Source organism: Myxococcus sp. AB056, from assembly GCF_006547365.1.
In the GTDB taxonomy this organism is placed as follows: domain Bacteria; phylum Myxococcota; class Myxococcia; order Myxococcales; family Myxococcaceae; genus Myxococcus; species Myxococcus virescens.
In genome coordinates this window covers 27188-54178 of record NZ_VHLB01000061.1, presented here as the reverse complement: position 1 = coordinate 54178, position 26991 = coordinate 27188, and the positions used below count along the sequence as shown (strand labels likewise).

The 26991-nt window shown below is 69.5% G+C and carries 29 protein-coding genes; 9 read left to right on the top strand and 20 right to left on the bottom strand.

Annotation, left to right across the window (positions count from 1 at the left end):
• Positions 1-371: tetratricopeptide repeat protein (locus tag FMP39_RS24575; protein ID WP_141592646.1), on the top strand; the 371-nt coding region annotated here is incomplete at its 5' end.
• Between the two features lie 18 nt (positions 372-389).
• Here FMP39_RS24575 and FMP39_RS24570 read toward each other — a convergent pair.
• From FMP39_RS24570 to FMP39_RS24530, 9 genes are all read right to left on the bottom strand, one after another.
• Positions 390-758: a hypothetical protein gene (locus FMP39_RS24570; protein ID WP_225909466.1), complete on the bottom strand. Its 369-nt coding sequence runs from the start codon at positions 756-758 to the stop codon at positions 390-392.
• Positions 759-863: 105 nt separating this feature from the next.
• A complete protein-coding gene (locus FMP39_RS24565) occupies positions 864-1574 on the bottom strand; it encodes an SH3 domain-containing protein (RefSeq protein WP_141592645.1) in 711 nt (236 codons plus the stop codon).
• On the bottom strand, positions 1571-3460 hold the full coding sequence (locus tag FMP39_RS24560) for a BatD family protein (protein ID WP_141592644.1): 1890 nt from the start codon (positions 3458-3460) through the stop codon (positions 1571-1573). The genes FMP39_RS24565 and FMP39_RS24560 overlap by 4 nt, the downstream gene beginning before the upstream one ends.
• The gene (locus tag FMP39_RS24555) at positions 3444-4454 is read right to left on the bottom strand and encodes a tetratricopeptide repeat protein (RefSeq protein ID WP_141592643.1); all 1011 of its coding nucleotides are present in this window, start codon (positions 4452-4454) and stop codon (positions 3444-3446) included. The genes FMP39_RS24560 and FMP39_RS24555 overlap by 17 nt, the downstream gene beginning before the upstream one ends.
• Positions 4451-5512, bottom strand: coding sequence for a VWA domain-containing protein (locus FMP39_RS24550; RefSeq protein WP_141592642.1), 1062 nt, complete (start codon positions 5510-5512; stop codon positions 4451-4453). Before FMP39_RS24550 ends, FMP39_RS24555 begins: the two co-directional genes overlap by 4 nt.
• On the bottom strand, positions 5509-6519 hold the full coding sequence (locus tag FMP39_RS24545) for a VWA domain-containing protein (RefSeq protein WP_011555616.1): 1011 nt from the start codon (positions 6517-6519) through the stop codon (positions 5509-5511). Before FMP39_RS24545 ends, FMP39_RS24550 begins: the two co-directional genes overlap by 4 nt.
• Positions 6494-7504, bottom strand: a complete 1011-nt coding sequence (locus FMP39_RS24540) for a hypothetical protein (protein WP_141592641.1) — start codon at positions 7502-7504, stop codon at positions 6494-6496. The genes FMP39_RS24545 and FMP39_RS24540 overlap by 26 nt, the downstream gene beginning before the upstream one ends.
• On the bottom strand, positions 7501-8382 hold the full coding sequence (locus FMP39_RS24535) for a DUF58 domain-containing protein (protein ID WP_090490236.1): 882 nt from the start codon (positions 8380-8382) through the stop codon (positions 7501-7503). The genes FMP39_RS24540 and FMP39_RS24535 overlap by 4 nt, the downstream gene beginning before the upstream one ends.
• Before the next feature lie 30 nt (positions 8383-8412).
• Positions 8413-9402, bottom strand: a complete 990-nt coding sequence (locus FMP39_RS24530; protein ID WP_090490237.1) for a MoxR family ATPase — start codon at positions 9400-9402, stop codon at positions 8413-8415.
• A 195-nt stretch (positions 9403-9597) separates the two neighbouring features.
• Between FMP39_RS24530 and FMP39_RS24525 the strand changes: the two genes are divergently transcribed.
• Positions 9598-10488, top strand: coding sequence for an alpha/beta fold hydrolase (locus tag FMP39_RS24525; RefSeq protein WP_141592640.1), 891 nt, complete (start codon positions 9598-9600; stop codon positions 10486-10488).
• Between the two features lie 151 nt (positions 10489-10639).
• The gene (locus FMP39_RS24520) at positions 10640-10987 is read left to right on the top strand and encodes a hypothetical protein (protein WP_194858548.1); all 348 of its coding nucleotides are present in this window, start codon (positions 10640-10642) and stop codon (positions 10985-10987) included.
• 73 nt (positions 10988-11060) lie between these two features.
• Here FMP39_RS24520 and trxA read toward each other — a convergent pair whose 3' ends face one another.
• The 3 genes from trxA to FMP39_RS24505 form a co-directional block, all read right to left on the bottom strand.
• Positions 11061-11447 carry a thioredoxin gene (trxA, locus tag FMP39_RS24515; RefSeq protein WP_090490239.1) on the bottom strand — a complete coding sequence of 129 codons (387 nt, stop codon included), beginning with the start codon at positions 11445-11447 and terminating at the stop codon, positions 11061-11063.
• A 141-nt stretch (positions 11448-11588) separates the two neighbouring features.
• Positions 11589-12554, bottom strand: coding sequence for a hypothetical protein (locus FMP39_RS24510; RefSeq protein ID WP_141592638.1), 966 nt, complete (start codon positions 12552-12554; stop codon positions 11589-11591).
• A gap of 211 nt (positions 12555-12765) precedes the next feature.
• Positions 12766-12951 carry a hypothetical protein gene (locus FMP39_RS24505; RefSeq protein WP_141592637.1) on the bottom strand — a complete coding sequence of 62 codons (186 nt, stop codon included), beginning with the start codon at positions 12949-12951 and terminating at the stop codon, positions 12766-12768.
• A 66-nt stretch (positions 12952-13017) separates the two neighbouring features.
• Between FMP39_RS24505 and FMP39_RS24500 the strand changes: the two genes are divergently transcribed.
• The gene (locus FMP39_RS24500; RefSeq protein ID WP_141592650.1) at positions 13018-14367 is read left to right on the top strand and encodes a sigma 54-interacting transcriptional regulator; all 1350 of its coding nucleotides are present in this window, start codon (positions 13018-13020) and stop codon (positions 14365-14367) included.
• 57 nt (positions 14368-14424) lie between these two features.
• Here the strand turns inward: FMP39_RS24500 and FMP39_RS24495 are convergent, their stop codons facing one another.
• The 3 genes from FMP39_RS24495 to FMP39_RS24485 form a co-directional block, all read right to left on the bottom strand.
• On the bottom strand, positions 14425-15009 hold the full coding sequence (locus tag FMP39_RS24495) for a hypothetical protein (protein WP_228558296.1): 585 nt from the start codon (positions 15007-15009) through the stop codon (positions 14425-14427).
• 356 nt (positions 15010-15365) lie between these two features.
• Positions 15366-16475: a hypothetical protein gene (locus tag FMP39_RS24490; protein WP_141592648.1), complete on the bottom strand. Its 1110-nt coding sequence runs from the start codon at positions 16473-16475 to the stop codon at positions 15366-15368.
• 214 nt (positions 16476-16689) lie between these two features.
• Entirely contained in the window at positions 16690-17382 is a 693-nt protein-coding gene (locus tag FMP39_RS24485) for a fimbrial protein (RefSeq protein WP_141592636.1), read from the bottom strand.
• Positions 17383-17518: 136 nt separating this feature from the next.
• On the opposite strand from FMP39_RS24485, the gene FMP39_RS24480 reads away from it, so the two are divergent.
• The 5 genes from FMP39_RS24480 to FMP39_RS24460 all read left to right on the top strand — a co-directional run bounded on the left by FMP39_RS24480 (position 17519) and on the right by FMP39_RS24460 (position 21312).
• Entirely contained in the window at positions 17519-18532 is a 1014-nt protein-coding gene (locus FMP39_RS24480; protein WP_141592635.1) for a DUF2157 domain-containing protein, read from the top strand.
• 1 nt (position 18533) lies between these two features.
• On the top strand, positions 18534-19631 hold the full coding sequence (locus tag FMP39_RS24475) for a DUF4401 domain-containing protein (protein WP_141592634.1): 1098 nt from the start codon (positions 18534-18536) through the stop codon (positions 19629-19631).
• Positions 19631-20119, top strand: coding sequence for a GDYXXLXY domain-containing protein (locus FMP39_RS24470; RefSeq protein ID WP_171452316.1), 489 nt, complete (start codon positions 19631-19633; stop codon positions 20117-20119). The genes FMP39_RS24475 and FMP39_RS24470 overlap by 1 nt, the downstream gene beginning before the upstream one ends.
• Before the next feature lie 138 nt (positions 20120-20257).
• Complete coding sequence (locus tag FMP39_RS24465) at positions 20258-20512, top strand: hypothetical protein (protein WP_194858547.1); 255 nt, start codon at positions 20258-20260, stop codon at positions 20510-20512.
• The gene (locus FMP39_RS24460) at positions 20509-21312 is read left to right on the top strand and encodes a heme oxygenase (biliverdin-producing) (protein ID WP_141592633.1); all 804 of its coding nucleotides are present in this window, start codon (positions 20509-20511) and stop codon (positions 21310-21312) included. The genes FMP39_RS24465 and FMP39_RS24460 overlap by 4 nt, the downstream gene beginning before the upstream one ends.
• 18 nt (positions 21313-21330) lie before the next feature.
• On the opposite strand, the gene FMP39_RS24455 is transcribed toward FMP39_RS24460, so the two are convergent.
• The 5 genes from FMP39_RS24455 to lpoB all read right to left on the bottom strand — a co-directional run bounded on the left by FMP39_RS24455 (position 21331) and on the right by lpoB (position 26987).
• Entirely contained in the window at positions 21331-23055 is a 1725-nt protein-coding gene (locus FMP39_RS24455; protein ID WP_194858546.1) for a sigma-54 dependent transcriptional regulator, read from the bottom strand.
• Positions 23056-23393: 338 nt separating this feature from the next.
• Positions 23394-24278, bottom strand: coding sequence for a bifunctional 2-polyprenyl-6-hydroxyphenol methylase/3-demethylubiquinol 3-O-methyltransferase UbiG (locus FMP39_RS24450; RefSeq protein WP_141592631.1), 885 nt, complete (start codon positions 24276-24278; stop codon positions 23394-23396).
• Between the two features lie 9 nt (positions 24279-24287).
• Positions 24288-25076 (bottom strand): ZIP family metal transporter, encoded by a 789-nt coding sequence (locus FMP39_RS24445; RefSeq protein WP_090490250.1) that lies wholly within the window; start codon positions 25074-25076, stop codon positions 24288-24290.
• Between the two features lie 30 nt (positions 25077-25106).
• A complete protein-coding gene (locus tag FMP39_RS24440) occupies positions 25107-26363 on the bottom strand; it encodes a COG3014 family protein (RefSeq protein ID WP_141592630.1) in 1257 nt (418 codons plus the stop codon).
• 15 nt (positions 26364-26378) lie between these two features.
• Positions 26379-26987 (bottom strand): penicillin-binding protein activator LpoB, encoded by a 609-nt coding sequence (lpoB, locus tag FMP39_RS24435; RefSeq protein WP_141592629.1) that lies wholly within the window; start codon positions 26985-26987, stop codon positions 26379-26381.
• Positions 26988-26991: the final 4 nt, after the last annotated feature.

Here is a 26991-nt window from a genome sequence, read left to right as displayed (position 1 = left end):
CGCCCGTCCCACCGCGCACCGTCCGGCGGCTCGGAATCGAGCCAGGGTCAGCGGAGGACTTCCTCCAGCGCGCCGTGCGGTTGGAGCGCGAGGGCCAGGTGGACCGGGCCATCGACGTGCTCACACGCGCCATTGCCCAGGCGCCCGAAGCCGCGGTGCTCTATAGCAAGCTGGCCCTCATCCTGGTTCACCAGCGCAAGGACTACCGGCGGGCCGTGGAGCTGCTGGAGCGCGCGGTGGCGCTGGAGCCGAACCATCCCGTCTTCCAGCAGAACCTGCTCAAGGTGGCAGGCCTCGCGGCGGCCTCCCCCGGCCCTCGCAAGGAAGAGAAGCGCGGCCTCTTCGCGCGCCTCACGGGCCGCCGGAGTTGACCGGCGCCGGGCCGGGGCTCATGTCCAGCCGCCCTCCAGCAACTGCTCCGCCTCCTCGAGGGAGAAGGCCAGGTAGGCCTCGTGCCCCACGTTCCTGCTGCTGCGCTGGAACCGCACCGCCGCCATCGCGGAGCGCCCCACCACGCGCACCACCCGGCGAAAGCCGCGGACCCGGGCCGCTTCGACGACGCGCTCAATCTGCCCCGAGCCCGACTCCGGGAGCTCCGTCACGCCCGTCAGGTCAGACAGGATGTCGAAGCCCGGCCGGAGCCGCTCGAGCTCGCGCAGCGACGCGTCGCCAATCTGGAGCGCTTCCTCCTCCGTGACGACACCCCAGAGGCGGATGACCAACCGGTTCTTGCCAACGAGTGCCTCGACCGAAAACACAGGGCCACGACCTCCTGGCATTACCTGCTATCCCTCCGGAGGCAGTCTACCCTCTGAATGGCAGGCATTTCCAGGTTTTCGCGTCCCGACACTCTGCGTACGGCCTCAGATTTCGGCCACGCCTTCCCGCTCTGCCCAGCCTTCCAGGCCGTTGGGCAGACGGATACGGACGAAGCGGCCCGTCTCTTCGAGCAGGCGCACCTTGAGGCCGGCGTGCACCTCGAAGATGGAACGGGCGCCGGGCTGAGGCAGTTCGCGCGCCACCAGCGTGGGTGCCAGCACCACGGCCTCGTGCACCGTGGCCCCCACGTAGGCGTGCGTGGCCACCAGCAGCCCTGACGGCACCGCCACCGCGAAGAGCAGGACCGCCAGCACACCCACCGCCGTCCGCCGGCCCCGCCCCAGCAAGCGCCAGAGCAGCACGAGGACGAAGGCCGCCACCCAGGTGCCCAGGAAGGTCCACGCCACCACCGGGCCGTCCGTGGCCGCCGCGACGCGAGGCAGGAAGGCGTCTTCCGCGGTGGCGCCCACCACCTTGTCCACCTGCCGCGCCCGGGCCACGGAGAGGTTGGCTTCCAGGTCCGGCGCCTGGCCCCCTTCCTTCCGCGCCTGCTCGAGCGCCAGCACCGCGCGGCCCAAATCCCCCTGGGCCAGGTGCGTGGTGCCCAGGTTGTAGAGCACGTCGGGGCCGCCCTGGCCGTTCGCCAGCAGCTTCTCGTAGCCCTCCTTGGCCGCCGCGTAGTCCTCATTCGCGTAGGCTTCGTTGGCCTTGAGGAAGATGTCCTGCGCCTCTTCCGGCGTGTAGTAGCCGCTCACGCCCAGCCCTCCATGGCCGCCGCGGCGGCATCCATCACCTTCTGTCGCTCGGCCGGGTCACCCCCGCCGCCGTAGCGCCCGAAGTCGCACGCCTCCAGCACGAAGAGCACCTTGGCGCGCCGCTCCGCATCCGCGCCCCCCGCCGTCAGCTTCTCGGCGAGCACCTCGCGGGTGAGGCCCACCACCGGCATGCCCAGCCGTGCCTCCAGGAAGCCGTGCAGCGCCTTCTCCACCTCGCCGTAGAAGGCCCCCACGTCCCCGCTGGCCTGGAGCTTCTCCGCATCCGCCAGACGCTTGCGCGCGGCCTTCGCCTGCTGACGCCCACGCCCCGCCTCGGAGCGCAGCGCCAGCCGCCCGCGCACGCCGCCCATCAGCGCCACGCCCAACAGCAGCCCCAGCGGGGCCAGCACCGTCGGGACAAAGAAGCCCCGCTTCCACACGGGCACGCCCGGCGCCTCGAAGCGGGCCTGGTAGCGCACCGGCCGAAGGCCGCCCGCCGTCAGCACGTTCTTCTGCTCGTTGGCCTGGTCCGATGAAGCCTGAGGCGCCCCCGAGGCGATGGACGATGCCCCGCCCGCGCCCGCCTCCACCGTAATCGTCACCGGGTCGGTGCGCGCCACCTCGTACTTGCGGGCGCGCGGGTCGAAGTAGGTGAACTCCAGCGCGGGCAACGTGAAGCTGCCCGTGCGCTGCGGCATCACCAGGTACTCCATCACCCGCCGGCCCTGCACACGGTGGCGCTGCGGCGACACCTTGTCCGTCGTGGTGGGGTCATAAATCTTGAGCGCGGCGGGGCCCTTCAGCGCGGGGGGCGTGACGTTCTTCACGTTGCCCACCCCTTCCAGGCTGACCTTCACCGTGACGGGCTGGCCCAGCTCCACGCGCGTCTGGGACACGTCCATGGACAGCCGCCAGTTGCCCACATGCGCGTTGGGCATGTCCTCCGGCCCACCGGGCGGCAGCGGCTTCACCTTCACCTTGAGCGCGTTGGACACCCGGTGCACGCGGTGGCCGGCGAAGAGGAAGCCGGTGGTGATGTCCGCCTCCGCGGGGGTGATGGACAGCGTGCCGGACTTCACCGGGAAGATGGCGCGGCGGCGCAGCAGGTAGGCGCGGTACGGGATGCCGTCCACCACGCGCTGCTCGCCCGACAACTGCGTGGGGCTCTCCACCTCTTCCGTCCAGAAACCCTCCAGCTTGGGCATGGTGACGGCGTCCACGCTGGACAGGTCCACGCGCGAATAGATGTAGAGCGACAGCGTCACCTGCTCGCCCACGTACACGTTGTCCCGATCCAGGCTGGCGCGCAGGAAGAGGTCGGAGTCCCCACGGGGAATCGTGGGCCGGTCCGGCTCCATCATGTCGCCGAAGGCCTCTTCCATCTGCTGCATCTGCGACTGGATGCTGGAGAAGGGGTCCGGCTGCCGGCCACCGCCACGTCCCGCCTGCCCCGGGGACGGCGCACCGCCCACCCGGCCGGCCATCACCGTCAACTCCACGGGCTGCGTGCGGTACGTCTTGCCGCGCACCGTGATTTGCGACGGTGGAATCTTGAGCCGCCCCGCGCGCGTGGCCTGCATCACCAACACGTGCCGCGTGACGTCCTGGATGACGGCAGGGCCACCGCCCGACAGGGAGATGGAGCGCTGGCTGCTGCGCGAGCTGGAGAGGATGGAGAAGTCGTCCGACTCCGGCAGCTTCACCTGCGCGTTGGCGGGCGCGTCCACCACCACCACCGTGAGGCGGAAGGTGTCCTCGGTGCCCACCTCCGTACGGTCCGCCGTCTGGTAGAAATCGAGGTCATCCGAGGCCGCCCACGCTGGCGCGGTGGCCAGCAGGGTGAACACGGCGAACACCACGCCGAGGGCGCTACCAGTCCTTCTCATTCGGCTTCCTCTGCTTCTTCTTCTGCTGGAACCGCCAGAGCTGGAGGTTCTTCTCGTTCTGCTTCATCGCATCCAGCAGGCGCTCCGCCTCCTGCCGGTCCAGGTCCGACTGGCTGGAGCCACCGTCCGCCTCGGATTCCTCCGAGTCTTCTTCTCCCGCGCTGCCGCCGTCGCTGCCACCGTCCTGGGGCTCGCCCTCTCCGTCGTCCTGTCCACCATCCGCGCCGCCGTCCGCGCCCCCGTCGCCCTTGTCCGGTGGGCCCTGCTCGCCGCCGTCCGCGCCTCCGTCAGAGCCGCCGTCGCTGCCACCATCCCCGTCGCCACCGTCGGCACCGCCGTCCAAGCCACCATCGCTGGCGCCACCATCCGCGCCGCCGTCGGCACCGCCGTCCGAGCCACCATCGGTGCCACCGTCCTGGGGCGTGCCGCCGTCGCCCTTCGTGCCTCCGTCCTCGCCGGCATCCGGGCGCCCACCGTCACTGCCGCCGTCGTTGCCACCGTCCGTGCCGCCATCCTGGCCCTTGTCCTGCGGCGGCGGCAGGTTGCGCAACACCACCTCGTAGTTGTGGCGGGCCTGCACGTCCTGCGGGTCCAGCGTGAGCGCGCGCCGGTAGGCCTTCAGCGCTTCCTGCCGGTCTCCGGTGGTCGCATGCAGGTTGCCCAGGTTGTACCAGGCCTTCTGCCGGAGGTCGGCGCGGTTGGACTCCGTCACCGACTGGAACAGCGCCTTCGCATCCGCGATGCGCCCCAGCTTTGCCATCGCGTCCGCGCGATTGAAGTCCACCGTGACGTCGTTGGGGCGCTCCTTCTTCGCGGCCTCGAACGCCTCCAGCGCTTCCTCGAAACGTCCCGCCGTGTACGCCTCGCGGCCCTGCTCCACCAGCGGGTGGCCGCGCTCCAGCGGCCCCGCGGCCCACACGGGCGACGGCAGCGCCAGCGACGTCACCAGGCCCCACGCCAGCCACCGCGCCGCGCGCGTCCTCGCGGCGCTCATGGTGACGACCTCCGGCGCGACGACGGCAAGAGCAACATGCCCAGCGCCAGCAAGGCCAGCCCCGGGATGGCGAACGACTGGAAGCGCTCGTCGTAGCGGACCGTCACCCGGCTCTCCAGCTCACTCTTCTGCATCTGGTCGATGCGCTCCACCACCTGCGACATGGCCACGCCACGGGGCTGGAAGTAGAAGGTGCCCCCGGTGGCCTCGGCGATGGCCGTCAGCCCCGCCCGGTCCAACCGCGTAATCACCGTCTCCCCCGCGGCGTCCTTCTTGTAGTCCACGAACGCGCCGCGCCGGTCGAAGACGGGGATGGGCTCACCGGATTCCGAGCCCACGCCCACCGCCAGCACCTGCACGCCCGCGTCCTTCAGCGCCTCGGTGGCCTCCGCCACGTCGCCCACCAGGTCCTCGCCGTCCGTCAGCAGGACGACCACGCGCTCCTTCGAGCCGCGGTCCGCGTTCTCCAGCACCTGCCGCGACAGCCGCAGCGCCGCGCCCACGTTGGTGCCGCCCTGGGGCATCACCTCCGGGTCCACCGCGCGCAAGAACAGCTTCACCGCCGAGTAGTCCGACGTGAGCGGGGACTGGATGAACGCATCGCCCGCGAACACCACCAGGCCCACGCGGTCGCCCTTCAGCTCGTCCAGCAGCGTGGTCAGCTCCAGCTTCGCGCGCTCCAGGCGGCTGGGCTGGATGTCCCGCGCCAGCATGGACTTGGAGGCATCCAGCGCCACCACCACGTCGATGCCGCGCCGCTTCGTCAGCTCGCTCTTGGTGCCACACTGCGGCTGCGCCAGCGCGAAGCCGAAGAGCGCCAACCCCAGGCCGTACAACCCGCCCTGCGTGGCCGGACGCCACACCGACACGCCCGGCGTGAAGCGCTCCGCATGGCGTTCATGCAGCAGCGCCCGCACGCGCGAGCGGCGCCGCAGCGCCCCCACCAGCGCGAGCAGGCCCAGCATCATGCCCGCGAGCACGAACAGCAGGAAGAGGGGCTGCGCGAGCCCCGCCTGGTAACCGAGCACGGTGAAGCGCCAGGGTTCCACGGGCGTCACGGGAAGACCCTCAGGAAGGAGGCGCGCAGGAGCAGCTCCAGCGCGGCGAGGCCGAAGGCGGCCAGGAGGAAGGGATGGAACTCCTCGCGGTAGGTGGCGCTGGCGCCGCCCTCCATCAGCTTCGAGCGCTCCAACGAATCGAGCACCTTCTGGAGTCCCTCTCGCAGCTGCTCGGGGTCCGTGGCGCGGTAGTACTCGCCGCCGGTGCGGTCCGCGATGTCCTGCATCAGCTCCGGGTTGATGGGAATCTCCGTGTCGCGCCACACGGTGTTGCCGAACAGGTCCGTGCCCTGCGGGAAGGGCACCTTGCCGCCCTTGCCCACCAGAATCGTGTAGATGGGCACCTTCAGCGCCTGGGCCATGTTCGCCGAGTCCATGGGCGAAATCTTCCCGGAGTTGTTGTCGCCGTCGGTGATGAGCACCACCACCCGGCTCTTCGCCTCCGAGTCCCGCAGGCGGTTGAGGGACGTGGCCAGCGCGTCGCCAATGGCCGTGCCATCCTCCAGCACGCGCGTGCGCAGCTGCTTCACCACTTCCTTCAGCACGCCGTAGTCCAGCGTCAGCGGCGCCTGCGTGTACGCCGCGCCCGCGAACACCACCAGGCCGATGCGGTCATTCACCCGGTTGGCGATGAACTCGCTCAGCACTTCCTTGGCGACGTGCATGCGGTTCTGCGGACGGAAGTCACCGGCCTCCATCGACGTGGACAGGTCCAACGCCACCACGATGTCGATGCCCTCCACCGACAGGTCCCGCACGCGCGAGTCACGCACCTGCGGACGGGCGATGGCCAGCACCGCCGCCGTCACCGCCGCCACGCGAAGCAGCGGCAGCAGCGGCAGCAGGTACGCGCGGAAGCCGCGGCCCCCCCGGGCGAAGACATGCGCCGCGGAGAAGCGCAGCGTGGCGCGGGCACGCCGCTCCCGCCAAGCCTGCCAGAGCAGCAGCGGCACGAGCAGCAGCCCCCAGAGCGCCTCGGGGTTATTGAACGCGGGGAGCGGCGGCATTGTCGGGAGCCTGGGGCGGCGGTGGCGGAACGTACGTCGTGTCGATGAGCGAGTAGCCGAAGGCCAGCGCGTCGCGGCAGGCGTCAGCGGAGGCATCCGCGCGTGCGTACTTCACCATGTCCGACTCGGACACGAAGCGCATCAGCTTGTCCTCCGGCAGCCCCGGCGTGGACATGCGCCGCAGCGACGCCATCAGCTCGGAGCTGGTGCACTCCAGCGCCTCGAAGCCGTAGCGCTCGCCCAGGTAGCCCCGGACGATTTCGGACAGCCGGAAGTAGAAGTCCTTCACCCGGCCGCGCGAGGGCAGGTCCTCCGCCTTCAGCGCGTCCAGCGCCTTGCGGGTGCGCACGTCCAGGGGCAGCGCCGGCACCACCTCCACGTGCTTGGGCCGGTTCCTCCACCAGCGGAAGAGCACCCACGCCAGCAGCGCCGCGGCCAGCACGCCCAGCACCGTGAGCACCAGGCGCCACGAACGGATGGGCACCTCCTCCGGCGGCTTGTAGTCGAAGAGGTCCGCGCCCTGCCCTTCCGCGTCCGGTGGCAGCGTGGACGTCACCTCCACCGTGCGGCCCGGCACCGTGAACGCCTTGGGCCCCTCCGGCGTGGCCACGTCGAAGGGCAGCGCCGGCACCGCCACCGAGCCCAGGGCGAAGGCGGACATCCGCACCCGGAACGTGGTGGTCGCAGAGTCCGGCCCGTCCTGGCGCTGGCGCGTCTGGTCCAGGAACTCGAAGTCCCCCGTCTCCTGGGGCACCTTCAGTTCGTAGCGGTGGTCCTTCGGGTGGGTGATGACCACCTCGTAGACGAAGGGGTCACCGATGCGGACCTGCTCCGGCTCCAGCCGCACGGACAGGTTCCGAGGTTCGACCTGCTCCGTCGTCGCGGCCGCCGGTGCAGGGGCCGGAGCCTGGGCCCACGCCGGGGCCGCCACCACCAGCGCCGCCACCACGAGCCACACCGCCAGCAGGGGGATGAGCCGGTTCATGCCGCCATCCTCCGGGCCCGCGCGCGGAAGAAGTTCGCCAGCGCCTTGCCGTGGTCATCACCCGCGCGCAGCTCCACGTGGTCCAGCTCCAGCTTCTTGAACAGCTTGCGCCGCTCGTCGCGCGCGGCCTGCATGGCCCGGGCGAAGCGGCCCCGCACGCGCGGGTCGCTGGTGTCGACGACGAAGCGCTCGCCCGTCTCCGGGTCCTCCATGTCCACCAGGCCCAGCCGGGGGAAGGCCTCCTCCAACGGGTCCGCCACCACCACCGGCACCAGGTCGTGCTTGCGCCCCACCAGCCGCAGCGGCTTCTCGTAGTCGTGCGCCTGGAAGTCGGAGATGAGGAACGTCACCGCCTTCCGCTTCGCCACCCGCGTCAGGTAGTTGAGCCCCGCGGCCAGGTCCGTCCCACGCCCCTGCGGCTGGAACGTGAGGATGTCGCTCACCAGCCGCAGCACGTGCGTGCGGCCCTTGCGCGGCGGCACCACCTTCTCCACGCGGTCCGAGAAGAGGACGAGCCCCACCCGGTCATTGTTGGCGATGGCGCTGAACGCGATCTGCGCCGCCACCTCCGCGGCGATCTCCGACTTGGTGCGCTCGCGCGAGCCGAACTCCTTCGACGCGGAGACGTCCACCACCAGCATCACCGTCAGCTCGCGCTCCTCGGTGAAGACCTTGACGTAGGCCTCATCCATGCGCGCGGTGACGTTCCAGTCGATGATGCGAATCTCGTCACCGGGCTGGTACTGGCGCACCTCGGAGAAGGCCATGCCCCGGCCCTTGAAGACCGAATGGTACTGGCCGGCGAGCATGTCGGAGACCACCTTGCGGGTGCGAATCTCCAGCTTGCGAATGCGGCGGATGAGGTCCTTGGGAAGCACGGGGCGCCTGGCGGGCTCGAGGAGGAAGGGTCAGGGGACTTCGACGCGGTCGAACACGCGCTGGATGATTTTCTCCGGCGTGAGGTCTTCCGCCTCCGCCTCGTACGTCATGGCGACGCGATGGCGGAGCACGTCGAAGGCAATGGCCTTCACGTCTTCGGGGGTGACGAAGCCACGGTGGCGCAGGAAGGCATGCGCGCGCGCCGCCTGGGCCAGCGCGATGGTGGCGCGCGGCGAGGCGCCAAACTGGATGTAGTCCGCCAGGTCCTTGAGGCCGTACTTGCTGGGCTCGCGCGTGGCGAACACCACGTTGAGGATGTACTCCTTCACCTTCTCGTCCATGTAGATGTGGTGGACGAGCTCGCGCGCACGGACCAGGTGCTGAAGGTCGATGACCCGCTGGGCGCGCGGCGACGAGCCACCGGACATCCGGTCCATGATGACCTTCTCTTCATCGCGCGTCGGGTAGCCCACCTTCACCTTGAGCATGAAGCGGTCCACCTGCGCCTCGGGCAGCGGGTAGGTGCCTTCCTGCTCGATGGGGTTCTGCGTCGCCAGCACCAGGAAGGGCGAGGGCAACGGGAAGGACTGGTCGCCGATGGTGACCTGACGCTCGGCCATGGCCTCCAGGAGCGCGGACTGTACCTTCGCCGGGGCGCGGTTGATTTCGTCCGCGAGCACGATGTTGGCGAAGATGGGCCCCTTGCGGACGGTGAAGTTCGCCGCCTGCTGGTTGTAGATCATGGTGCCCACCACGTCCGCGGGCAGCAGGTCCGGGGTGAACTGGATGCGCATGAAGGTGGCGCTGAGCGAATCCGCCACGGTGCGCACCGTCAGCGTCTTGGCGAGGCCGGGCACGCCCTCCAGCAGCACGTGCCCGTTGCACAGCAGGCCGATGAGGATGCGCTCCAACATGTAGCGCTGCCCGACGATGACCTTGCTGGTTTCCTGGTTGAGGACCTCGACGAAGCTGCTTTCCTGCTGCACGCGTTCGGTGAGCGCGCGAATGTCGGTGTTCATGTCGCCTCGTGTCGGACTGGCGGCGGGCAGCCTAGGGTTTACAGGGTATCCGGCTCAACACCGCTGAGGGCCGCGCATTCCAGTATGTTGCCCGCCCGTCCGCCCCTCCTGGAGTGTCCTCCCCATGTACCACTCACAGCCGCCACGCCAACCCCTGTTCCACTCCCGGCGGACGCCGGTGTCGCGGAAGGCGGCATGAAGGCCCCCTCGGTGGGGCCGGTGGAAGCCGCGCTGCTGGCCCAGTTGGCCCCCGCGGTGGTCGTAACGGTTCACTGGTTGCCGGGCGGCGGGGCCCTCCGGGTCCTGGAGGCGGGCGCCGGCCCCACGGTGGTGCTGCTCCACGGGCGAGGCGGCGCGGCCTCCCAGTGGTTCACCTACCTGACGGTCCTCGCCCGGAGCCACCGCGTGCTGGCGGTGGACCTGCCGGGCTTCGGCATGTCGTCCACCCCCGAAGGCCCGCTGGCCACCGGCGAGGACGCGGCGGCCTTCTTCACCGCCCCCATCGAGGCGCTCCTGTCCCAGCTCGCCCCGGGCCCGGTGGCCGTGGTGGGCCACTCGCTGGGCGGGCTCGTGGCGCTGGAGCTCGCGCTGCGCGGCCGGGTACCGGTGGAGCGGCTGGCCCTGGTGGATGCCATGGGCCTGGGCCCGGAGATGACACGAAAAGCCCGCCTCTTCTTCCGCGCCGGTCCCGAACGGCTGGCGCGCTCGCTGGGGCCATGGGCCTGGGCCCAGATGACGCCGCCGCCCCCGACGCCGCTGGGCGAGCGGCTGGGCGCCCTGGAGTACGAGCTGCTCACCCGCCCGGACGCCAGCCCTGACGCCACGCGGGCCTTCAACCGGCTCGTGCCCGTGGCCGGGCCTGTCTTTCATCGCGCGGAAAAGCTCGACGCCATCACGGCGCCGGTGCTGCTCGTCTGGGGCGAGCACGAGGACACCCTGCCCGTCTCCATCGCCGAGCAGGCGGCACGGCGCCTTCCCCGGGCCCGGCTCCTGCGCCTGGACGCGGGCCACAGCCCCCACCAGGAACGCCCGGAGCGCGTGCTCCCCGAGCTGAAGGCGTTCCTCGCCGCGCCCCGGGAGCACTAGCGGCCGCACGGCAGGCAGACGCCCGACGGCGTTCGGGTGACACGGCCTCGTCCGGCGGTCGGAGCTCGTCCTGGCGGCGCTTGTCCTGGCCTTCCTGGATGGCGACCGTCCCGCTGTGTCATCCAGGGACACCGCCGCCAGGGAGGCTGCCATGAATCACAAGACGCACGAGCGCCATGACCACGTCCATGCCAAGGGCTGTGGCCACCCCGCCATCCAGCACCAGGACCACGTGGACTATCTGCACGACGGGCACCTGCACCGCCCGCACTCGGACCACACGGACGAGTGCATGCTCGCCGAAGACGCGCGCAACCCCGCGCAATGCACGCCGCAGCATGCCTGTGGTGCCCATGAAGCCACGCACCGCCACGGCCCCTCGTGTGGCCACGCGGCCGCGCCGCACGGGGACCACATGGACTATCTCGTGGACGGCCACCTGCATCACCCGCACGACGGCCACTGCGATGACCACGGCAAGGTGCAGGTCCTGAGCTGAAACGAAGACGTGGCGGAAGACCTCTCCCCCCGAGAGGCCCGCCCGTCTTCACGCTGCACAGAGGCGTGCCGTCTCAGGCCTGGGACGGCGCGCCCTGCTGTGCCTGGCGATCCACCAGTTGTTTGCGCACCTCGTTCATGTCGAGCGCGCGCACCTGGCGGATGAGGTCATCCAGCGCGTTGGCCGGCAGCGCTCCCGCCTGCTCGAACAACATGATGCCGTCACGGAAGACCATCAGCGTGGGGATGGAGCGGATGGCGAAAGCCCCCGCGAGTTCCACCTCTGCGTCGGTGTCGAGCTTGCCGAAGACGAGGTCCGGATTCTTCGCGCTCGCCTGTTCGAACACAGGTGAGAAGGTGCGGCACGGTGCGCACCACTCGGCCCACCAGTCGAGGAGGACGATTCCCTCCTTCGAGACGATTTCCTTGAAGTTGGCTTTGGTGATGTCGATGGTTGCCATGCCCTGACACTGGGCCCTCCCCCCCGGAGGCGCCAGTGTCAGGACATGGCCAGCCAGGCTCCCCCCAGGGCCCGGCTCCCAGTCACCTCCAGCACAGCGCGGCGGCCCATGACGGGTGGGCCGCCGGGACAGCGGGCGGGCTCAGCCCCAGACGCTCGCCCGGCCCATGAACTGCGCCAGGTCCAGGCGGTTGGACTGCGTCTCGCGACGGGGCGCCTTCGCCGTGAAGGACTCCAAATCCTGGAGGCTGATGTGGACCTCCTTGCTGGACTTGGACTTGCTGGCGCCCTGGTCCACCGAGCGCAACGCCGTGGGGTGGTTGATCAGGAACTGCGCCGCCTCACGGAGCTCCTTCGGCGCGCCGCTGCTCGGGTCCGCCACGCGCTTGAGCTCCGACATGCCGATGTTGTTGTCCCCGGCACCCTTGCCGCTGGCGTTCATGCCCACGCCCTCGGCGAAGTTGAAGTGGTCCTTGAGCGTCTGGGCCGCCTTGTAGACGTCCATGGGCTCGTGGCGGCCAGCGCCGAAGGGCGGGCGGGACTGCGGGCCGAACGAAGGGCCGCACAGGTCCAGCCGCGGCGGCAGGTTGGGACGGTGGGGGTTGGGCAGGCCGCCCGTGCCACCGAGTCCTCCGCCGCAGCCGCCGCCGAACCCGGAGCCGAACAGCGGCGGACGATGCGGGAAGCCAGGCCGCTGCGGAGCCCCGGAGTCCGACGCATTGCCCGCGCGCGCCTGGAGGTCCGCCTTGCTCAGGTGCACCTCATTGTTGCCGCCATGGGCCTTGCTGGCGCCCTGGTCCAGCGAGCGCAGGGCGATGGGGTGGTCGAGCATCCACTTCGCGGCGGCGCGGACGTCGGGCGGGAAGCCGCTGTTCGGGTCCGCCACGCGCTTGAGCTCCGACGTCCCGATGTTGTTGTCCCCGGCGCCCTTGCCGCTGGCGTTCATGCCCACACCCTCGATGGCGTCGAAGTGCTTGAGCACCGTCTGCGCCGCCTTGGACGGGTCCATCGACTGATAAGCCGCCTGGTAGCGGTCCGAGGGGCCGCAGCCACGGGTGTTGCCGGAGAAGCCGTTGCACAGAATGGACTTCGCGATGGACAGGCTCATGGTCGTGACTCCTGATAGCGATTGCTACGATGGTTTGGATTGGGGGCAGGTGGCTGTTTCAGCCGAAAGCCCCGCGCGCTGACTACATGAACATTCTCTGTCGGATACGCGCGGTGTTTCGTGCGGTGTTTTCATTTATTTTTCGCGCGCCTTCGAGGGGAGCGAGCACAAATTAAAGACAAACAATCCCACCCGCAGATTGCCTTGCCATTCAAGGCAAGACATCGCGGGTGGGCGGCTCGGTGGTGTCGTTCTCGATGCGGACCCAGGCCACTGCAGTGGGTGTGCCAGGGCCCTCCAGCGCCTCCGGAGCCGAGTCGAGGCGCGCGCTCCAGAGGAGGACGCCCGGCAAGGCGCTCCGGCGGGCCTGGTAACCGCGGTTGTCAGGTGGCAACAACAGTTGTCACCCCCTCCCCCGCCTGGGTGGGGTGGTAGCCTGCCCGCCGTGGCGGACCCAGGTGACATGGACACGGAGGTGGACGCGCTGGTCCAGACGGCGCCCATCCCGGTGGCGCGGCGCGGCCCCTTGCGGTTGAAGCTGCTGATGCTCTCCGGGGAACAGGCGGGACACAGCCACGTCCTGCGCCCGGGGGTGGTTCGGCTCGGCACGTCCTCGACGTGCGACATCGTCTTGACGGACCGCGTCGTGTCCCGGCAGCACCTCCAGTTGGAGGTGACGGACGAACGGGTGGTGGCCACCGACCTGGGCTCGCGCAACGGCTCCTTCCATGAAGGCGTGCGCTTCACCGAGTTGGAGGTGCGGCCCGGGGCGTCGCTGACGCTGGGCACCGTCGTCCTCAAGGTGGTGCCGGAGGATTCGCGGGAGCGGCCTCTACCGCTGTCCTCGCGGCGGAGCTTCGGCGCGCTCGTGGGCGCCAGCGTGAGGATGCGCGAGCTGTTCACCGTCCTGGAGCGGGTGGCCGCGGGCGGCGGGGACGTGCTCGTCCAGGGCGAGACGGGGACGGGCAAGGAGCTGTGCGCGGAGGCGATTCACCAGGAGAGCGCCCGGGCCGGTGGGCCCTTCATCATCGTGGACATCGCCGGGATTCCGCCCTCCTTGATGGAGTCGGAGCTCTTCGGGCACGTGAAGGGTGCCTTCACGGGCGCCCAGGCGGAGCGCGCCGGGGCCTTCGAGCGTGCCCAGGGAGGCACCGTCTTCCTGGATGAGGTCGGGGAGCTGCCGCTGGAGCTGCAACCCCGGCTCCTGCGCGTACTGGAGCGCCGGCAGGTGAAGCGCGTGGGCGCCAACGACTACCGCACGGTGGACATGCGCGTCGTCGCGGCCACGCACGTCGACCTGGAGCAGGCCGTGCAACAGGGCCAGTTCCGCAAGGACCTCTATCACCGGCTCGCGGTGCTCAAGGTCGTCCCGCCCCCACTGCGGGAGCGGGTGGAGGACCTGCCGCTGCTCATCGACGCCATGCTGGAGCGACTGGGCCGTCCGCCCAGCGCCCTGTCCGAACAGACACGCGCCCTGTTGGCCCAGTACCCCTGGCCCGGCAACGTGCGCGAGCTGCGCAACGTGTTGGAGCAGGCCATCCATCTGGGCGAGGACACCCTGCCGCCCATGGGCGTCCCCTCCGGCTCGCTCCGGCCGCCACAAGGCGCGCTCGACGCGGAGCTGCCCTTCAAGGAGGCCAAGGAGCGACTCATCGAGGTCTTCGAGCGGGACTACCTCCAGGGCCTCATCGCGCGCTGCGACCGGAACATCTCCCGCGCGGCTCGCGAGGCAGGTATCGCCCGGGTGTACCTGCGCAAGCTGCTCACGAAGCACGGGATGATGCTCGTGGACGACGACGACTCACGGGATTGAGGGAGACGGCGCACGCGAGCGCCCGTCCGCGCACAACCGCTCACGAAAGCGCGCGCGTCAGTCCTTCAGGTCGTTCATGAAGTGGAGGGGCTCACCAGGATTCACAGACTGCCCATCCAGCCCGGTGAGCTCCTTCGAGGAGATGAGCCACACGTCCAGGTCGCCATCCCGGTCGAGATTGGCGACACACGCGGCCGTGATGGCACAGTCAGGGCACTCCCCCGAAAGGCCGACCTGCTTGGCCACGAGCACCGGCAATTCGCCGAACTGGATGGCCTTCAAGGCCGGGTTCGTCGCCACGTCCACCCCCACGGCGACGGCGTCCTCCACTGAGGTGGCCCCAGCCGTGTCACGAGCATCTGCTGGCGCGCTCCCCGCCAGGAAGGCGAAGTGATTGCCCCGCGGAATTTCATAGTTCAACTTCGCGAAGACAGGCTCATAGGCGTCGTGCTCGGCGTAGTGAGCCATCTGGGCGATGTACCACTGCCTCAACTGCAAATTGCACATGGCCTGCATCGCGCGGTTCTTGGAGCCCTGGAAGCCGCTGATGCCGCCGACGATGAAGAAGAAGCACGGAATGAGCAGCACGGCAAAGACACCCGCCACGATGAGGAAGACCTTCTTCCGGCTGGAGCGCGGCACGGAAGCCTTGTTTCCACATGAGCACTGGATGCTTGAACCCGGCTTGAGTCCGGTTACGTCGAGCTTCGTGCCGCACGCCGGACACTTGATATCTGCCATTGACGAAGAATCCCCCGGTGAATGTCCGCGCCCCAATGAACGGACAGCGCGGCACCCTATCACCCCGATCTCGCCAATGAGCCATCCCTCGCAACTGCCTCATCATTGGCAGCGCGGTATCCCTTCAGCCCCCTCACGTCGCGCGATTCCTCCGCGGACCTGCGGCCGCTTGACTGGGAGGATGGCTCCGCCTGGACCGCGCGGAGCCCCCTGTTCTCCCCCTAATTCGGCTCCCCCACGGCCGAGCCGTTCTCCGCTCAGCGCGTCTGCGACTCGCGGCTGGACTCACGCGTCGAGTGGATGCTCTGGAAGCCCGCGATGCACAGCTCGGCGCGCAGCGGCGCGGAGTTGTAGTACGGGCCACCGTCATACGGAGTGTCGATGCCGTTGCGGCGGTCCGGGTGCGAGTAACCGGCGATGTGCATCATCTCGTGGATGAGCGTCTGGGCAATCTCCGTGTCCCCCTGAGGGAAGAGCACGCCGAAGTTGATCCAGACATCGTCTCCCCCCAATTCCGCCCGCGCGTTGATGCCGGCCTCGTTCGTGCCCGAGTGGCGGATGGCCTTGCGGTAGGCACTGCGCAGCGCGGCCTTCTCCAGGGTGGTCAGGTGGGTGCAGGTCTGGATGGAGTCCTGCGCTGCCTCGTGGCGCCGCAGCGTCCGGGCCCAGTTGTCGCCCGTGACGGTGGCAGGGTCTGAACTGAAGCGGTCCTGCATCGCGAGCACGTCCGCGAGTACGTCCCGCGCATCGGCGTAGCCCGGACGGATGAGGTGCATGCCGTACACCCTCGTGCCGCTGTAGATGGCGGAGTGGAAGGTGGGCAGGCCCGCGGCGAAGCCGTTCGAGGAGGCGTAGTCGCTGGCGGCGCGCATCATGGCCCCGGCGTCCGTCACATCCGGGTAGCCAATGGCCCAGCCCGGGACGTCGCGGAACTCGACGACGCTGGGGTGGAGGAAGTGGATGCCGTACTCCACGATAGAGCCGTTGAGGCCCTGCTCGAACGCGGGCAGCGCGATACCCAACCCGTGCGCGTTGCCGTAGTCCTGCGCGCGGCGGAACAGCTCAGGGATGTTGCTCAGCGCCGTGTTGCCCAGGGAGGAGCGGGGCACCGCGAGGTAGTGCGCCACGGTGCCCGGCTTGAGCAGGATGGTGCCACGCACCACGCCCGCGCCGTAGTTGGCCTCATGAAAGTTGCCGTAGCCCGCCGCGTAGCCATGAATGCCCGCGTAGCGGTTGGCGGTGCGAAAGCGGAAGTCACTGACCGTCTCCACCGCGGACGAGGTGGTGCCCACGGCCTCCTCGGGCAGCGCCATGTCCGCCATGGCGTCGGCGTCCATCATCTCGCCGCCGCACCCCAGCAACGCCATCGACGTAGAAATGCATACACCCAGGGAGAGACGCTTCATCATCGAGCGCACGGTTGAAACCTTTCTGTGATTGGCGAGCGAGGCGGAATGGGACTCAGGCCCGTCCATCCGTCCGTCGCTCTCAAAGTCAGATACGTAAAGCGCGGGATTTCCGGGTCGTCCGCCCACGACGATTTCGCCGGGCGAAGCGACGACTCCCAGCGGACCGGGCCCGTCAACCGTCGACGTCGTTCACGACATTCGTCGGGGTGCCGGGAGGAACGGCCTCGCCGAACTCATCCTTGAGCGGCTTCGTGGAGATGAGCCAGACATCCACCGTGTCATCGATGTCGATGTTCCCCGCGCAGGCCATGGTGACGTAGCAATCCGGGCACGTCCCAAAGACACCCACCTGCCGGGACACCCACGCGGGAAGGTCCGCCAGGGTGATGGCCCGGCGGCTCGTGTCCCGCGAGCGGTCCACGCCAACACCCTCCGCGTCCGCCGGAACCGCGTCCTCTTCCGCGTCGCGCGTCACCAGCGGCCCCGTGCCCGTGAAGTACGCGTAGCGGTTGCCTCGCTCCGGGATGAAGCCCGCCTTCACGATGCGCGGCTCGAAGGTGCCGTGCTCGGCGTTGTGGTTGCGTTGGGCGGCGTAGAGGCCACGGAGGTTCGCCTTGCACTCCTGCTGCTTGGAGCGCACCGGAAGCTTGTTGTAGTTGGGGATGGCGATGGCGGCCAGGATGCCCACACAGGGGCAGAGCAAGAACATCCCCAGGGCCAGCGCCACGCCGCGCGGGCTCGCCCAATAGGAGCGCTTCGGGACGGCTGACAGGTTCCCGCAGGCACAGCGAATGATGGCGCCCGGGGCCCGCCCCGTCACGTCGAGTTCGCTGCCGCACTTCGGGCACTCCAGGTTCGCCGCCATGGACAGGGCCCCTTGGCACACGTGCGAGCCTCACACGAGGGCGGGCAGCCTAGCATGGCCCACGGGCCGACCTTCGGACAGGCGCGGCAGGCATGCCGATGGACGCGCTCCCCGGCCGGACAGCTAGACTGCGCCCGTGTTGAAACCCTTGCTCGACCTTGACGCGACGCCGGAGCGACTCCGGGCACTCGCGGACGCTGGCATCCTGACGCCGACCACCCTGGAGCGCGCGCTGCACCTGTCCGTGGCCACCCCGCCGCGGCAGGACTGGCGGCGCTTCCTCTCCACCACGCTGATGGGCCTGGGCGCGCTGCTGGTGCTCGCAGGAGTCATCTACTTCTTCGCGTACAACTGGGCGGACATGCACCGCTTCGCGAAGCTGGGCCTCATCGCGGCGGCCATCACCGGCACGGCCGTGGGCGCCTGGAAGCAAGGCGCGACGCTGGGCGGGCAACTGTCCCTGTTCGCGGCCTCGGTGCTCGTGGGCGCGCTGCTGGCCGTCTACGGGCAGGCGTATCAGACAGGCGCGGACCCGTATGAGCTGTTCATCGGCTGGGCCGTGCTCATCCTTCCCTGGGTGGCGGTGTCCCGCTTCGCGCCTCTGGGGTTGCTGGCGCTGGTGCTGGTCAACACCGGCATCCTCCTCTTCTGGGAGCAGGTGCTGGATACGGAGCTGGACCAGACCTACTGGCTGGCGGTGGTGCTGGGCGGGCTCAACGGCTTCACTTGGGCCACCTACGAGCACTTCGCCAACCTGCGCGTGTCCTGGCTCCAGGCGCGCTGGGTGCCCCGGGTGCTGGCGGTGATGGCGGTGGCGCCGGTGCTCATCGCCTCGGTGCCATTCATCATGCACCCGGCGCGAGCCCCCACCGGCGCCGTGGTGGCGCTCCTCCTGGTGCTGGCCTCGCTCGCGGCAGAGTACGCCCTGCACCGGCACCTGAAGGGCGAGCTGTTCATGCTCACGCTCGGCGCGGTGAGCGTGATGACGCTCCTGACCTCCGGCGCCGTCAGCATCGTCTTCGACTCCTACCGGGACGTGGAAGTCCTGGGCCTCTTCGTGCTGCCGCTCTTCGTCATCGCCCAGGTGGCGCTCGCGGTGTGGTGGCTGCGGCACGAAGCCCGCGTCACCGGCGCCACGGAGGAGTCCTGACATGGCCCTGCGTCCCTCGTTGCAGGACGTGTTGAACGCGCTCCAGGCCGAAGGCCAGCTCGAGCCCGACGCCGCGGACCGGGCCCGCGTGGCCCTGGAGGCCCACCAGCGCCAGTCCGTGGCCGTGCCCTGGTTCGTGAAGGCCTTCGCTGGCGTCGGCGCCTGGCTGTCCGCCATCTTCGTGCTGAGCTTCTTCGCCTGCGCGGGCCTCTGGGAGGAGCAGGTCGTGATGGGCGTGGTGGGCCTGGGCCTGTGCGCGGGCGCGACGATGCTGCGTCGCACGCTGCGCGGCGTCTTCATCGAGCAGCTCGCGCTGGCGCTGTGTCTGGCCGGCGCCGCCATGGCCTCCGCCAGCTTCGGCATCGAAACGGAGAACGAAAACGTCGCCGCGACGCTGGTGCTGGTCATCAGTGGCGTGCTGCTCTTTGTCTACCCAGACGCCATCCTCCGCTTCCTGAGCACGTTGGGGGTGGTGGGCGCGGCCGGATTCCTCGCCTGGCACGTGGTGGGTGGCTTCGCGCTGGACCTGCTGATTCTGGGCTGCGCTGCGCTGATGTACTTCCTCTTCCTGGAGCAGGCCCGGCTGCGACGGGGAACCACGGGCGAGCTGGTGGGGCCGGTGGCCTTCGCGCTCGCGTGCGCCATCCCCGGCGTACTGCTGGCGCGCGGCATGCGGGACGTGGCCCGGCACCTCTTCGACACTGTCTCCGCACTCCCAGATGCCGTGCTGACGCTGGGGCTGACAGCCCTGACGCTGTACACGGCGTGGCGGGTGCTGCGTGAGCTGGCGATGGAGCCCACCGGCGTGGCGGGCGCGGCGGTGTTCGCTGCGCTGACGCTGGTGGCCGTGCTCACGCCCCATACACCGGCGGTCATCACCGCCGTGGGCATGCTGGTGCTCGGCTTCCACCGGCGCAGCAGCGTGCTGCTGGGGCTGGCGGTGGCGTACCTGCTCGCGTCCGGCAGTTGGTACTACTACGACCTGGGCCTCACGCTGCTGGCCAAGTCGCTGGCGTTGATGGGCAGCGGCCTGGTGTTCCTGGGCCTGCGTTCGTTCCTGCTGCGGCGCTTCCCCGCCCCGGCGTCGGAGGTGCGGTGATGGTGCGCACGGCGGTCATCTTCGGCGGGCTGGCCTTCGCGCTGCTCGTCCCCGCGGGGCTCGTCGTCCAGAAGGAGCACGTGCTGCGCTCGGGCACGCCGGTGCTGCTGGAGCTGGCCCCCGTCGACCCGCGCTCGCTGATTCAGGGCGACTACATGGTGCTGGACTACGCCATCAGCCGCGAGCGGGACGCGAATCCCGTCACCACCGCCAAGGACGGAAACATGGTGCTGCGGCTGGACGCGAATGGCGTGGGCTCCTTCGTGCGCTTCGACACACCCGACACCCCGCTGGCGCCCGGCGAGCTCAAGCTCCGGTACCGCCTGCGCAAGGAGCGCTTCCGCCTGGGCGCGGAGGCCTTCTTCTTCCAGGAAGGTCACGCCGACCGCTACGAGGGCGCCCGCTACGGCGAGCTGCGCGTGGCGGACAGCGGCTCCAGCGTGCTGGTGGGCCTGAGGGACGCGCAGCGCCAGCCTCTGGGCCGCTGACGCCCCGCTGTCCCACGCCGTTCTCATTCCCCACACTCGGAGCAAGTCGAGAAAAGGCCGGGGCTTGCTCTCCGCCGGCCTTTGGTGCATCATCTATTTTGATTTCGATACTCAAAATCAAAATCAAGGACAACAACGATGCCCGGTCAGGGATGCGGCAAGACGGTACTGGCGCGAGGTCCATGCGCGGAAGTGACGCAGTGCTCGTGCGGGCACATCCACCTGGCCATGGGGCCGGTGACGATTCGCGTGGAGGAGGAGGTCCTCCGCGCCATCGGGATGACGCTGGCGGAGGCGCTCCAGCAACTGGGCACACCGCTGGAGTCCCTGGCGAACGAGGACACCGGGCCCCTGGCGATGAGCACGCTGGCCGGTAGCGGGTGGAAGCAGTGAGCGCCACCGGCACGTTGCGGCTGCCGCGGACGGATGTGTCCGCGCGTGTGAAGCGACTGGTGGAGCCCCAGCTCCCTGCGTCCCCGCAGCAGCCCCAGGCCACCACCCCGGCGCCCCTGTCCGTACTGCTGGCGGAAGGCACGGCGAAGCTGGCCGAGCAGGCGGAGCGCTCGCTGTTCATCCAGTCCCTCTTCCTCGACGCGTGGGAGGGCGGCATCTACGGCCAGTACGTCCGGGCGCAGCACTACGTAAGCCACCTGCGGCAGCTCCACACGCTCTACGCGGCGTTCGAAGCGGCGCTGCCCCACGTCATGGGCACCACGCTCACCACCGCGCTGCTGCTGCCCGAGCTGCGGCTGGCCTCCGCGCTGGAAGCGGACCTGACGTACTTCTGCGGCGAGTCCCGGGCGGACACCTTCGCCTGCGTGGAGACGCGGCTGCATGCCGAGCGCATCCGGGAGGTGGCCGAAGACGCCCCTCACCTCCTGGTGGCGCACGCCTACGCGCGCTGCGTGCTGGACGTCTTCAGCGGGCACCGCCGGGCGCGGCGAATCACGAACGCCTTCGAGTTGGCGGAAGGCCAGGGCACCACCTTCTACGGCACGGTGCCCGAGGCCGGGTTGGCGGCCTTCCGCGTCCGCATCCACTCGCGCCTCGACGGGCTGGAGCTGGACGAGGACGAGGCGCGAGAGGTGGTGCAGGAAGCGCGCATGGCCTTCCGGCTCCACGCGCTCGTGTGTGACGAGCTGGCCCGGGGCGCCACGGGCATCGCCGCGGGCCCCCACGCCGACGCCCGGTAGCGTCCCGGGCGCCGCGACTCAGACGGCTTCGACCTCCGACAGCAAGTCGGAGAAGGGCGAGCCCTCCTCGCCCAGCGCCTTGTAGAGCGAGTCCACCTTCTCCAGCTCGCGCTTGAGCGCCTTGTGGTGGTTGCGGTTCTTCACCAGGCTCTCGCGGCCCAGCAGCTTGAAGCCCTCGTCCCGCCCCACCTGGCGGATGGCGAACCCCAACACCATGCCGCGGAAGGCATCGGCCAGGTCCAAATCCAACGGGGCATTGCGGCGGCGCGCCTCGGCGACGAAGGCCTGCGCGGCCGCGCGCAGCGCCTCCGGCAGCGGCCGGGCTCCCGGGGCCTGCTCATAGTCGAGCGCCCGAGCGACATGCTTCTCGTGCAGCACCAGCTCGCCCGAGGCGTCCGCGTGCTCCACCATGGCCAGCGTGTAGGCGCGGCGAACGATGTTGTCGAGCTGCCGCAGGTTGCCCGGCCAGGGGCTCCCCACCAGCAGCCGCTCCGCCTCCTTCATCAGCCGGGCGTGGCCGTCCGGCGAGCGCTCGCGGTGCCGGCGGTTCACCATGTACTGCGCCCACAGGGGGATTTCGTCCTGGCGCTCCTGCAGGGCCGGCATGCGCACCGGCAGCACGTTGACGCGGTAGTAGAGGTCCTCGCGGAAGCGGCCGGCGCGGACCTCCGCGTGCAGGTCCGCGTTGGTGCCGATGATGAAGCGCACGTCCGCCTGCCGCTCACCGGTGCCCTCGCCCAGCGGCCGGTAGCTGCGCGACTCCAGCAGGTGCAGCAGCCCCGCCTGGGCCTTGAGCGACAGCTTGTCGATTTCGTCGATGAACAGCGTGCCGCCCTCCGCGCGGGCCACGCTGCCGGGGGCATCTCGCACCGCGCCGGTGAAGGCGCCCTTCTTCCAGCCGAAGAGCTCCGCCATCTGGAGGTCTTCCGGCACCGTCACCAGGTCCAGCGTCTCGAAGGGCTTGCCGCGGCGGTTGGAGCGCTCGTGGCACCAGCGCGCCAGCCGTGACTTGCCCGCGCCCGTGGCGCCGCTGATGAGGATGGTCTCATCCTGCAGCGCGAAGACGCGGAGGATGGGCAGCAGCTCCGCCATGGAGCGCCCCACCACCGGGAGGAACTCATCCACCTCCGGCCGGGCCACGGGCCGCTGCGGCAGCCGGGCCAGGTACGGCGCCGCCACGTCCGCCAGCAGTTGGAGCCGGTCCCCCGCCTCCAGCCAGACGAAGTCCTGCCCCATCGCGGCCAGGCAGTCCGCCTCCAGCGAAATCATGCCCTCGATGTCCCCACCCGGCGTGCGCAGCGGAAGCACGCAGACGTGTGTCGCATGACGGCCCAGGAAGCGCTGCCGGCTCTCATGGCTGTTGAAGCCCGCCAGGCTCGGGTCTCCCGTCACGGGAGCGTTGGGCGCATGGGGCTGCACCGTCCCGACATTCACGTCGATGGAGACCGCGCACCGGTGCTCCACCACCGCGCGCCAGGCCGTGGCGGAGGTGAAGAAGGGCGTGCCTACACTGGCATCCGTAATCTCCGCAGCCCCTACCTCCAGTGCGGCCAGACTGCGGTAGGCCTCGCCGGGGCGGAGGTGGACGATGCCTCGCAACACCCGGCCCCGGGCTGCGTACCGACTGGACGCAACGGCCTCCTGGGCGACGGCCTGCAGCCGCCGGAGCGTTGCGGCAGCCGCGGCCTCGAAGTCCTTGGCTCCCCGCAAATCCGTGAGGAGTTGCGCCATCTCGTCTTGCATCCACTCGCCTCCGTCCAATGCCCTCCGACAGGCTCTGTCAGGAACCACATCAGGGGGACGGAGTGTAGCGGAGATGAAGAACGCGGAAGGAGCGGCCCCTCCTTCCGCGTTCCCGAAACTCCGATACTGCGGGGCAGCCCGGTTTCCCGAAGCGCCACGGCAAAACGACATGCGCGTCCCGTGCCAGACGCGACATTCGTGTGATTCCAGGGGGATGGGTGAACGCGGCCACCACGAGGGGCCTGTTTTGCGTTCCAGCAGGACGCGCCCGCGTCCCATCAGAACGCAGGCCGCCCAGAATTCACCAGGAGTACCTCTTCAACCCTCCTAAAACGCCCTCATCGTGAAATCTTGCGCGATTTCTGGGGCGTCGAGGCCCTCTTGGGCGCTTTCCGCGCGGACGCACGCCCAGGCTCGGCAGGGTCCACGGACGGAGACTCGGGGTCCGGCTGGAGGACGAAGACGCGGTCCAACCGGAGGCTGCCGCGCTCCACAGGTGCGTTGATGTCGTAGTCGAAGGTGTACCCGGCCAGCACCCGCATGCCCGCGTCGCGGAACAGCTTCGCCGCCTGGGCATTGCTGTACGTGCGGAAGTACCACTGGGTCTCGATGAGCCAGTCCTTGTCCGGCCCGGTGACGCGCAGGCGGTTGCGCATGGGCGAGCGCCGCGCCCGCTGCTCCGGAAGGCCCTCGTTCGTGTTGCAGACGACGCGGTCCTCCCCCACCTGCCCCACCCAGCGCTCGTGTTCGGGCCGGGCGCGCGCGTAGTCCGTCAGGTGGAAGCCGAGCACGTAGATGCCGCCCGGCTTCAAGAGCCGCCGCGTCCCCAGAAGGTGCTGGCGCGCCGCGGCCTCACTGTCCAGGTAGCGGAAGGTCGACACCAGGCAGTGCGCCAAGTCCACCTGCCCCTCCAGCGACGGGTCGGCGAAGGACTCCATGCGTGACGGCCCCAGCTTCACGCGCCGCCGCTGCGCCGGCGTCAGGCGCTTTCGCGCATGGGCCAGCATCGCCTCGGAGATGTCATAGCCCACCACCCGCAGGCCCCGGCTCGATGCCTCCTCCACGAGCCGCCCCGCGCCGCAGGCCGGCTCGAGCCACAGCTTGCCGCCCGTGCCGAAGCGCTCGCTGAGCGTCTGGAGGAAGTCCACCTCGCGCACGGTGTCCGTGCCGAAGATGGCTTCGTAGTACTGCGGGTGTTCGTACCAGTCGGTGCGTTTTTCCATGAAGGGCGCTCAGTGGCCGGGGTGCTCGGGGTGCCCCATCAGCCGCGCGAGCAGGAACATCAGCAGCAGGCCCGCGAAGAGCGCCAGCACGTTGCGGCCCGGCTGGTCCTTGCCGTGCCGGTGCACGTGCGGCAGCAGGTCCGACACGGCGATGTAGAGGAACGTGCCCGCGGAGAAAGCCAGGGCCTTGGCCGCGAGGCTTTCGAACTGCAGCATCGCATCGAAGAGGAAGTAGAGCAGCGCGCCGGCCGGCACCATCATCCCGTACAGCGTGGACAGCGACAGGATGGAGGCCTTCGAGCGCCCCTCCGTCTTGAGGATGGAGGCCAGCGACAGCGCGGAGGGCACCTTGTGCGCGACGATGGCCAGCAGCGCCATGCCCCCCACGCCCTCCTCCACCGCCGACCCCAGGGCAATCCCGTCAAACAACGTGTGCGTGGACAGCCCCAGGAAGGCGGTGAGCCCCAGCACGTGGCCCGGATGCACTGAGTGCCCGGTGCCCGCCATGGTGTCTCCGTGGGAGATGTCCTCGCCCGCGTGCGCGACGAGGTAGCGCTCCAGCACCAACAGGAAGGCGAAGCCCGCGGGCACCAGGGCGAAGGCCCACCATCCGCCCCCCAGATACGCCTCCGGCAGCATGTGGAAGAAGGCGGCGCCCAGCATCACGCCCGCGGCGAAAGCCAGGAAGCGCACCAGATGGGTGGGTCGGTCGTTCAAGACGACGACCACAGCGCCAGCCAGCGCGCCGAGGACGATGATGAGGGAATACAGGGCCACCGTGGCCAGGACCGGCGACATGGGGCGCGCACCCTACATCAAAAAACCAAATCAGTAGCGCCGGAGCACCAACAACTCCACTCGGCCCGGTTCCACCTCCACCGGATGCTCCGTCACCTGCCCCCAGCTCGTCACACGCACGGTGTGATTCCCCGCGGGCACGCGGAAGCGCGCCACCTGGAACTCCGCGGGCAGGGAGAGCCAGGAACGCAGGTCTGGCGCATTCATCGCGTTGAGGACGAGGAAGGTCAGCACGCCCAGCTCATCGCTCTTCGTCAGCGCCCCCACGCCCGCCGCCACGCCCGCCTTCACGGCCACGCCCGCGAGCTGCTTCGCCAACATGCGGCCAATCCGGTCATTCAGGTGGACCACGGCCACGTCCGCCAGGGACGTCACCGTCACCGCCTGCTGGGACTGGTTCTCCAGGGCGACACTCACGGGCGGCGCGAGCCCCCGGTTCCGGTAGGTGGGAACTTCAATCAGGTCGCCACCGCCGCCCGGGTCCCTGGAGCCGCGCTGCTTCTCGGGAGACAGTCCCGCCTCCACCACGACGACGAGCTGCCCTTCGTCCGGCGCCAGCGGCGCGTGCGGGACGTCCGGGTACTTCGCCAGCAGCTCCGCGTACATGTCGTCGCGGCCCACCTTCTGCGCCAGCCGCAGCAGGGGCTCGGCCAGCGCGTCCTTGCGGGGCGCGATTTCATAGGCCTTCGCGTAGTCGATGTAGGCCGAGTCCCAGTCCCGCTGGTCCTCCCGGATGACGCCGCCCAGGTAGCGGGCAATCGCGAGCTGCTCGTAGGGCTTCTTCTCCTCGGCGATCATCTTCTCCAGGCGCTCGTTGACCTGGCGGACCTCCACCATGGCGGCTTCGTCGTCGCCCAGCTCCGCGTAGTTGAGCGCCTGGAGGACGGAAATCATCAGCTTCTCGAAGTCCTCCCCTCGGTAGGTGCGCTGACGCTCGTTGGTGACGAGCGTCTTCGCCTCCTCGCTGACGGAGACACTGTCGATCTGCTCGCTGAGCCGCTCCGCCTCCTCGAGCACGGCGTTGCTCTCCGCCCACTGCCCGGCGGCGTGCAACACCATGCCCTTGTCCATCAACACCAGCAGGCGGTCCTGCTCGGGCCCTTCCTTCGCCGCGGCCTCCAGCGTGGACAGCGCGCGCGAATAGTCCCCGGACTGGTATGCGGACCGCACGCCCCGGGTGCGTGCCACATAATCACCCGCGCAGCCCGACGACAGGAGGAGCACGCTCGCGAGCGCGAGCGCGCTCCACCCGCTCAGGCGGACCGGGCTGCGGGAGTGGATGGACATGGAAGGATGCGCCCGTTACCAGCTCACGCCGCGCTTCTCGAACTTCTTGCGGATCTGCTTCTCGTCCGTCCACTCGATGAGGCCGGTCCGCACGTTGCTGAGCTTCGCGGTCATCTTGTAATAGACGAGCTTGTCCCGGCCGACCTCCTGGATGATGGAGGCGAGGTCGCCCGTCATCAGGAAGTCCACCGACGTCTGCTGACCCGGGCCCTTGGCGGTGTTCGGGTCGACGTAGCCGGACTGCTGGTACTCGTACTCCTCCGCGATGTCCTGGCGCGCCTGCTGGTCCACCAGGGCGAAGCGGCCCGTCTGCGCCAGCGCCGTCTGAATCTTGTCACCCAGCGAGCGCATGTCGATGTGCTCGGAGGTGCTGTTCTTCAGCTTGCCCACCAGGACGATGGGCAGCGAGCCATCCGGCCGGGGCTGGGCGAAGCGCGGCGAGGTGGCGAGCGACTCCGCCATCTTCTTCGCGATGAGCTGCAGGTCGTTCTCGTTGAAGCGGTCCGACAGCATCTCGATGGTGTTCGGGTCCTCGTACGTGCCACGCGTAAAGGCGCGCGGGCCCGTGCAGGCGGACAGCGAAGCGGCGAGACAGGCGGACAGAAGCAGGCGGCGGGTGTTCATGGTG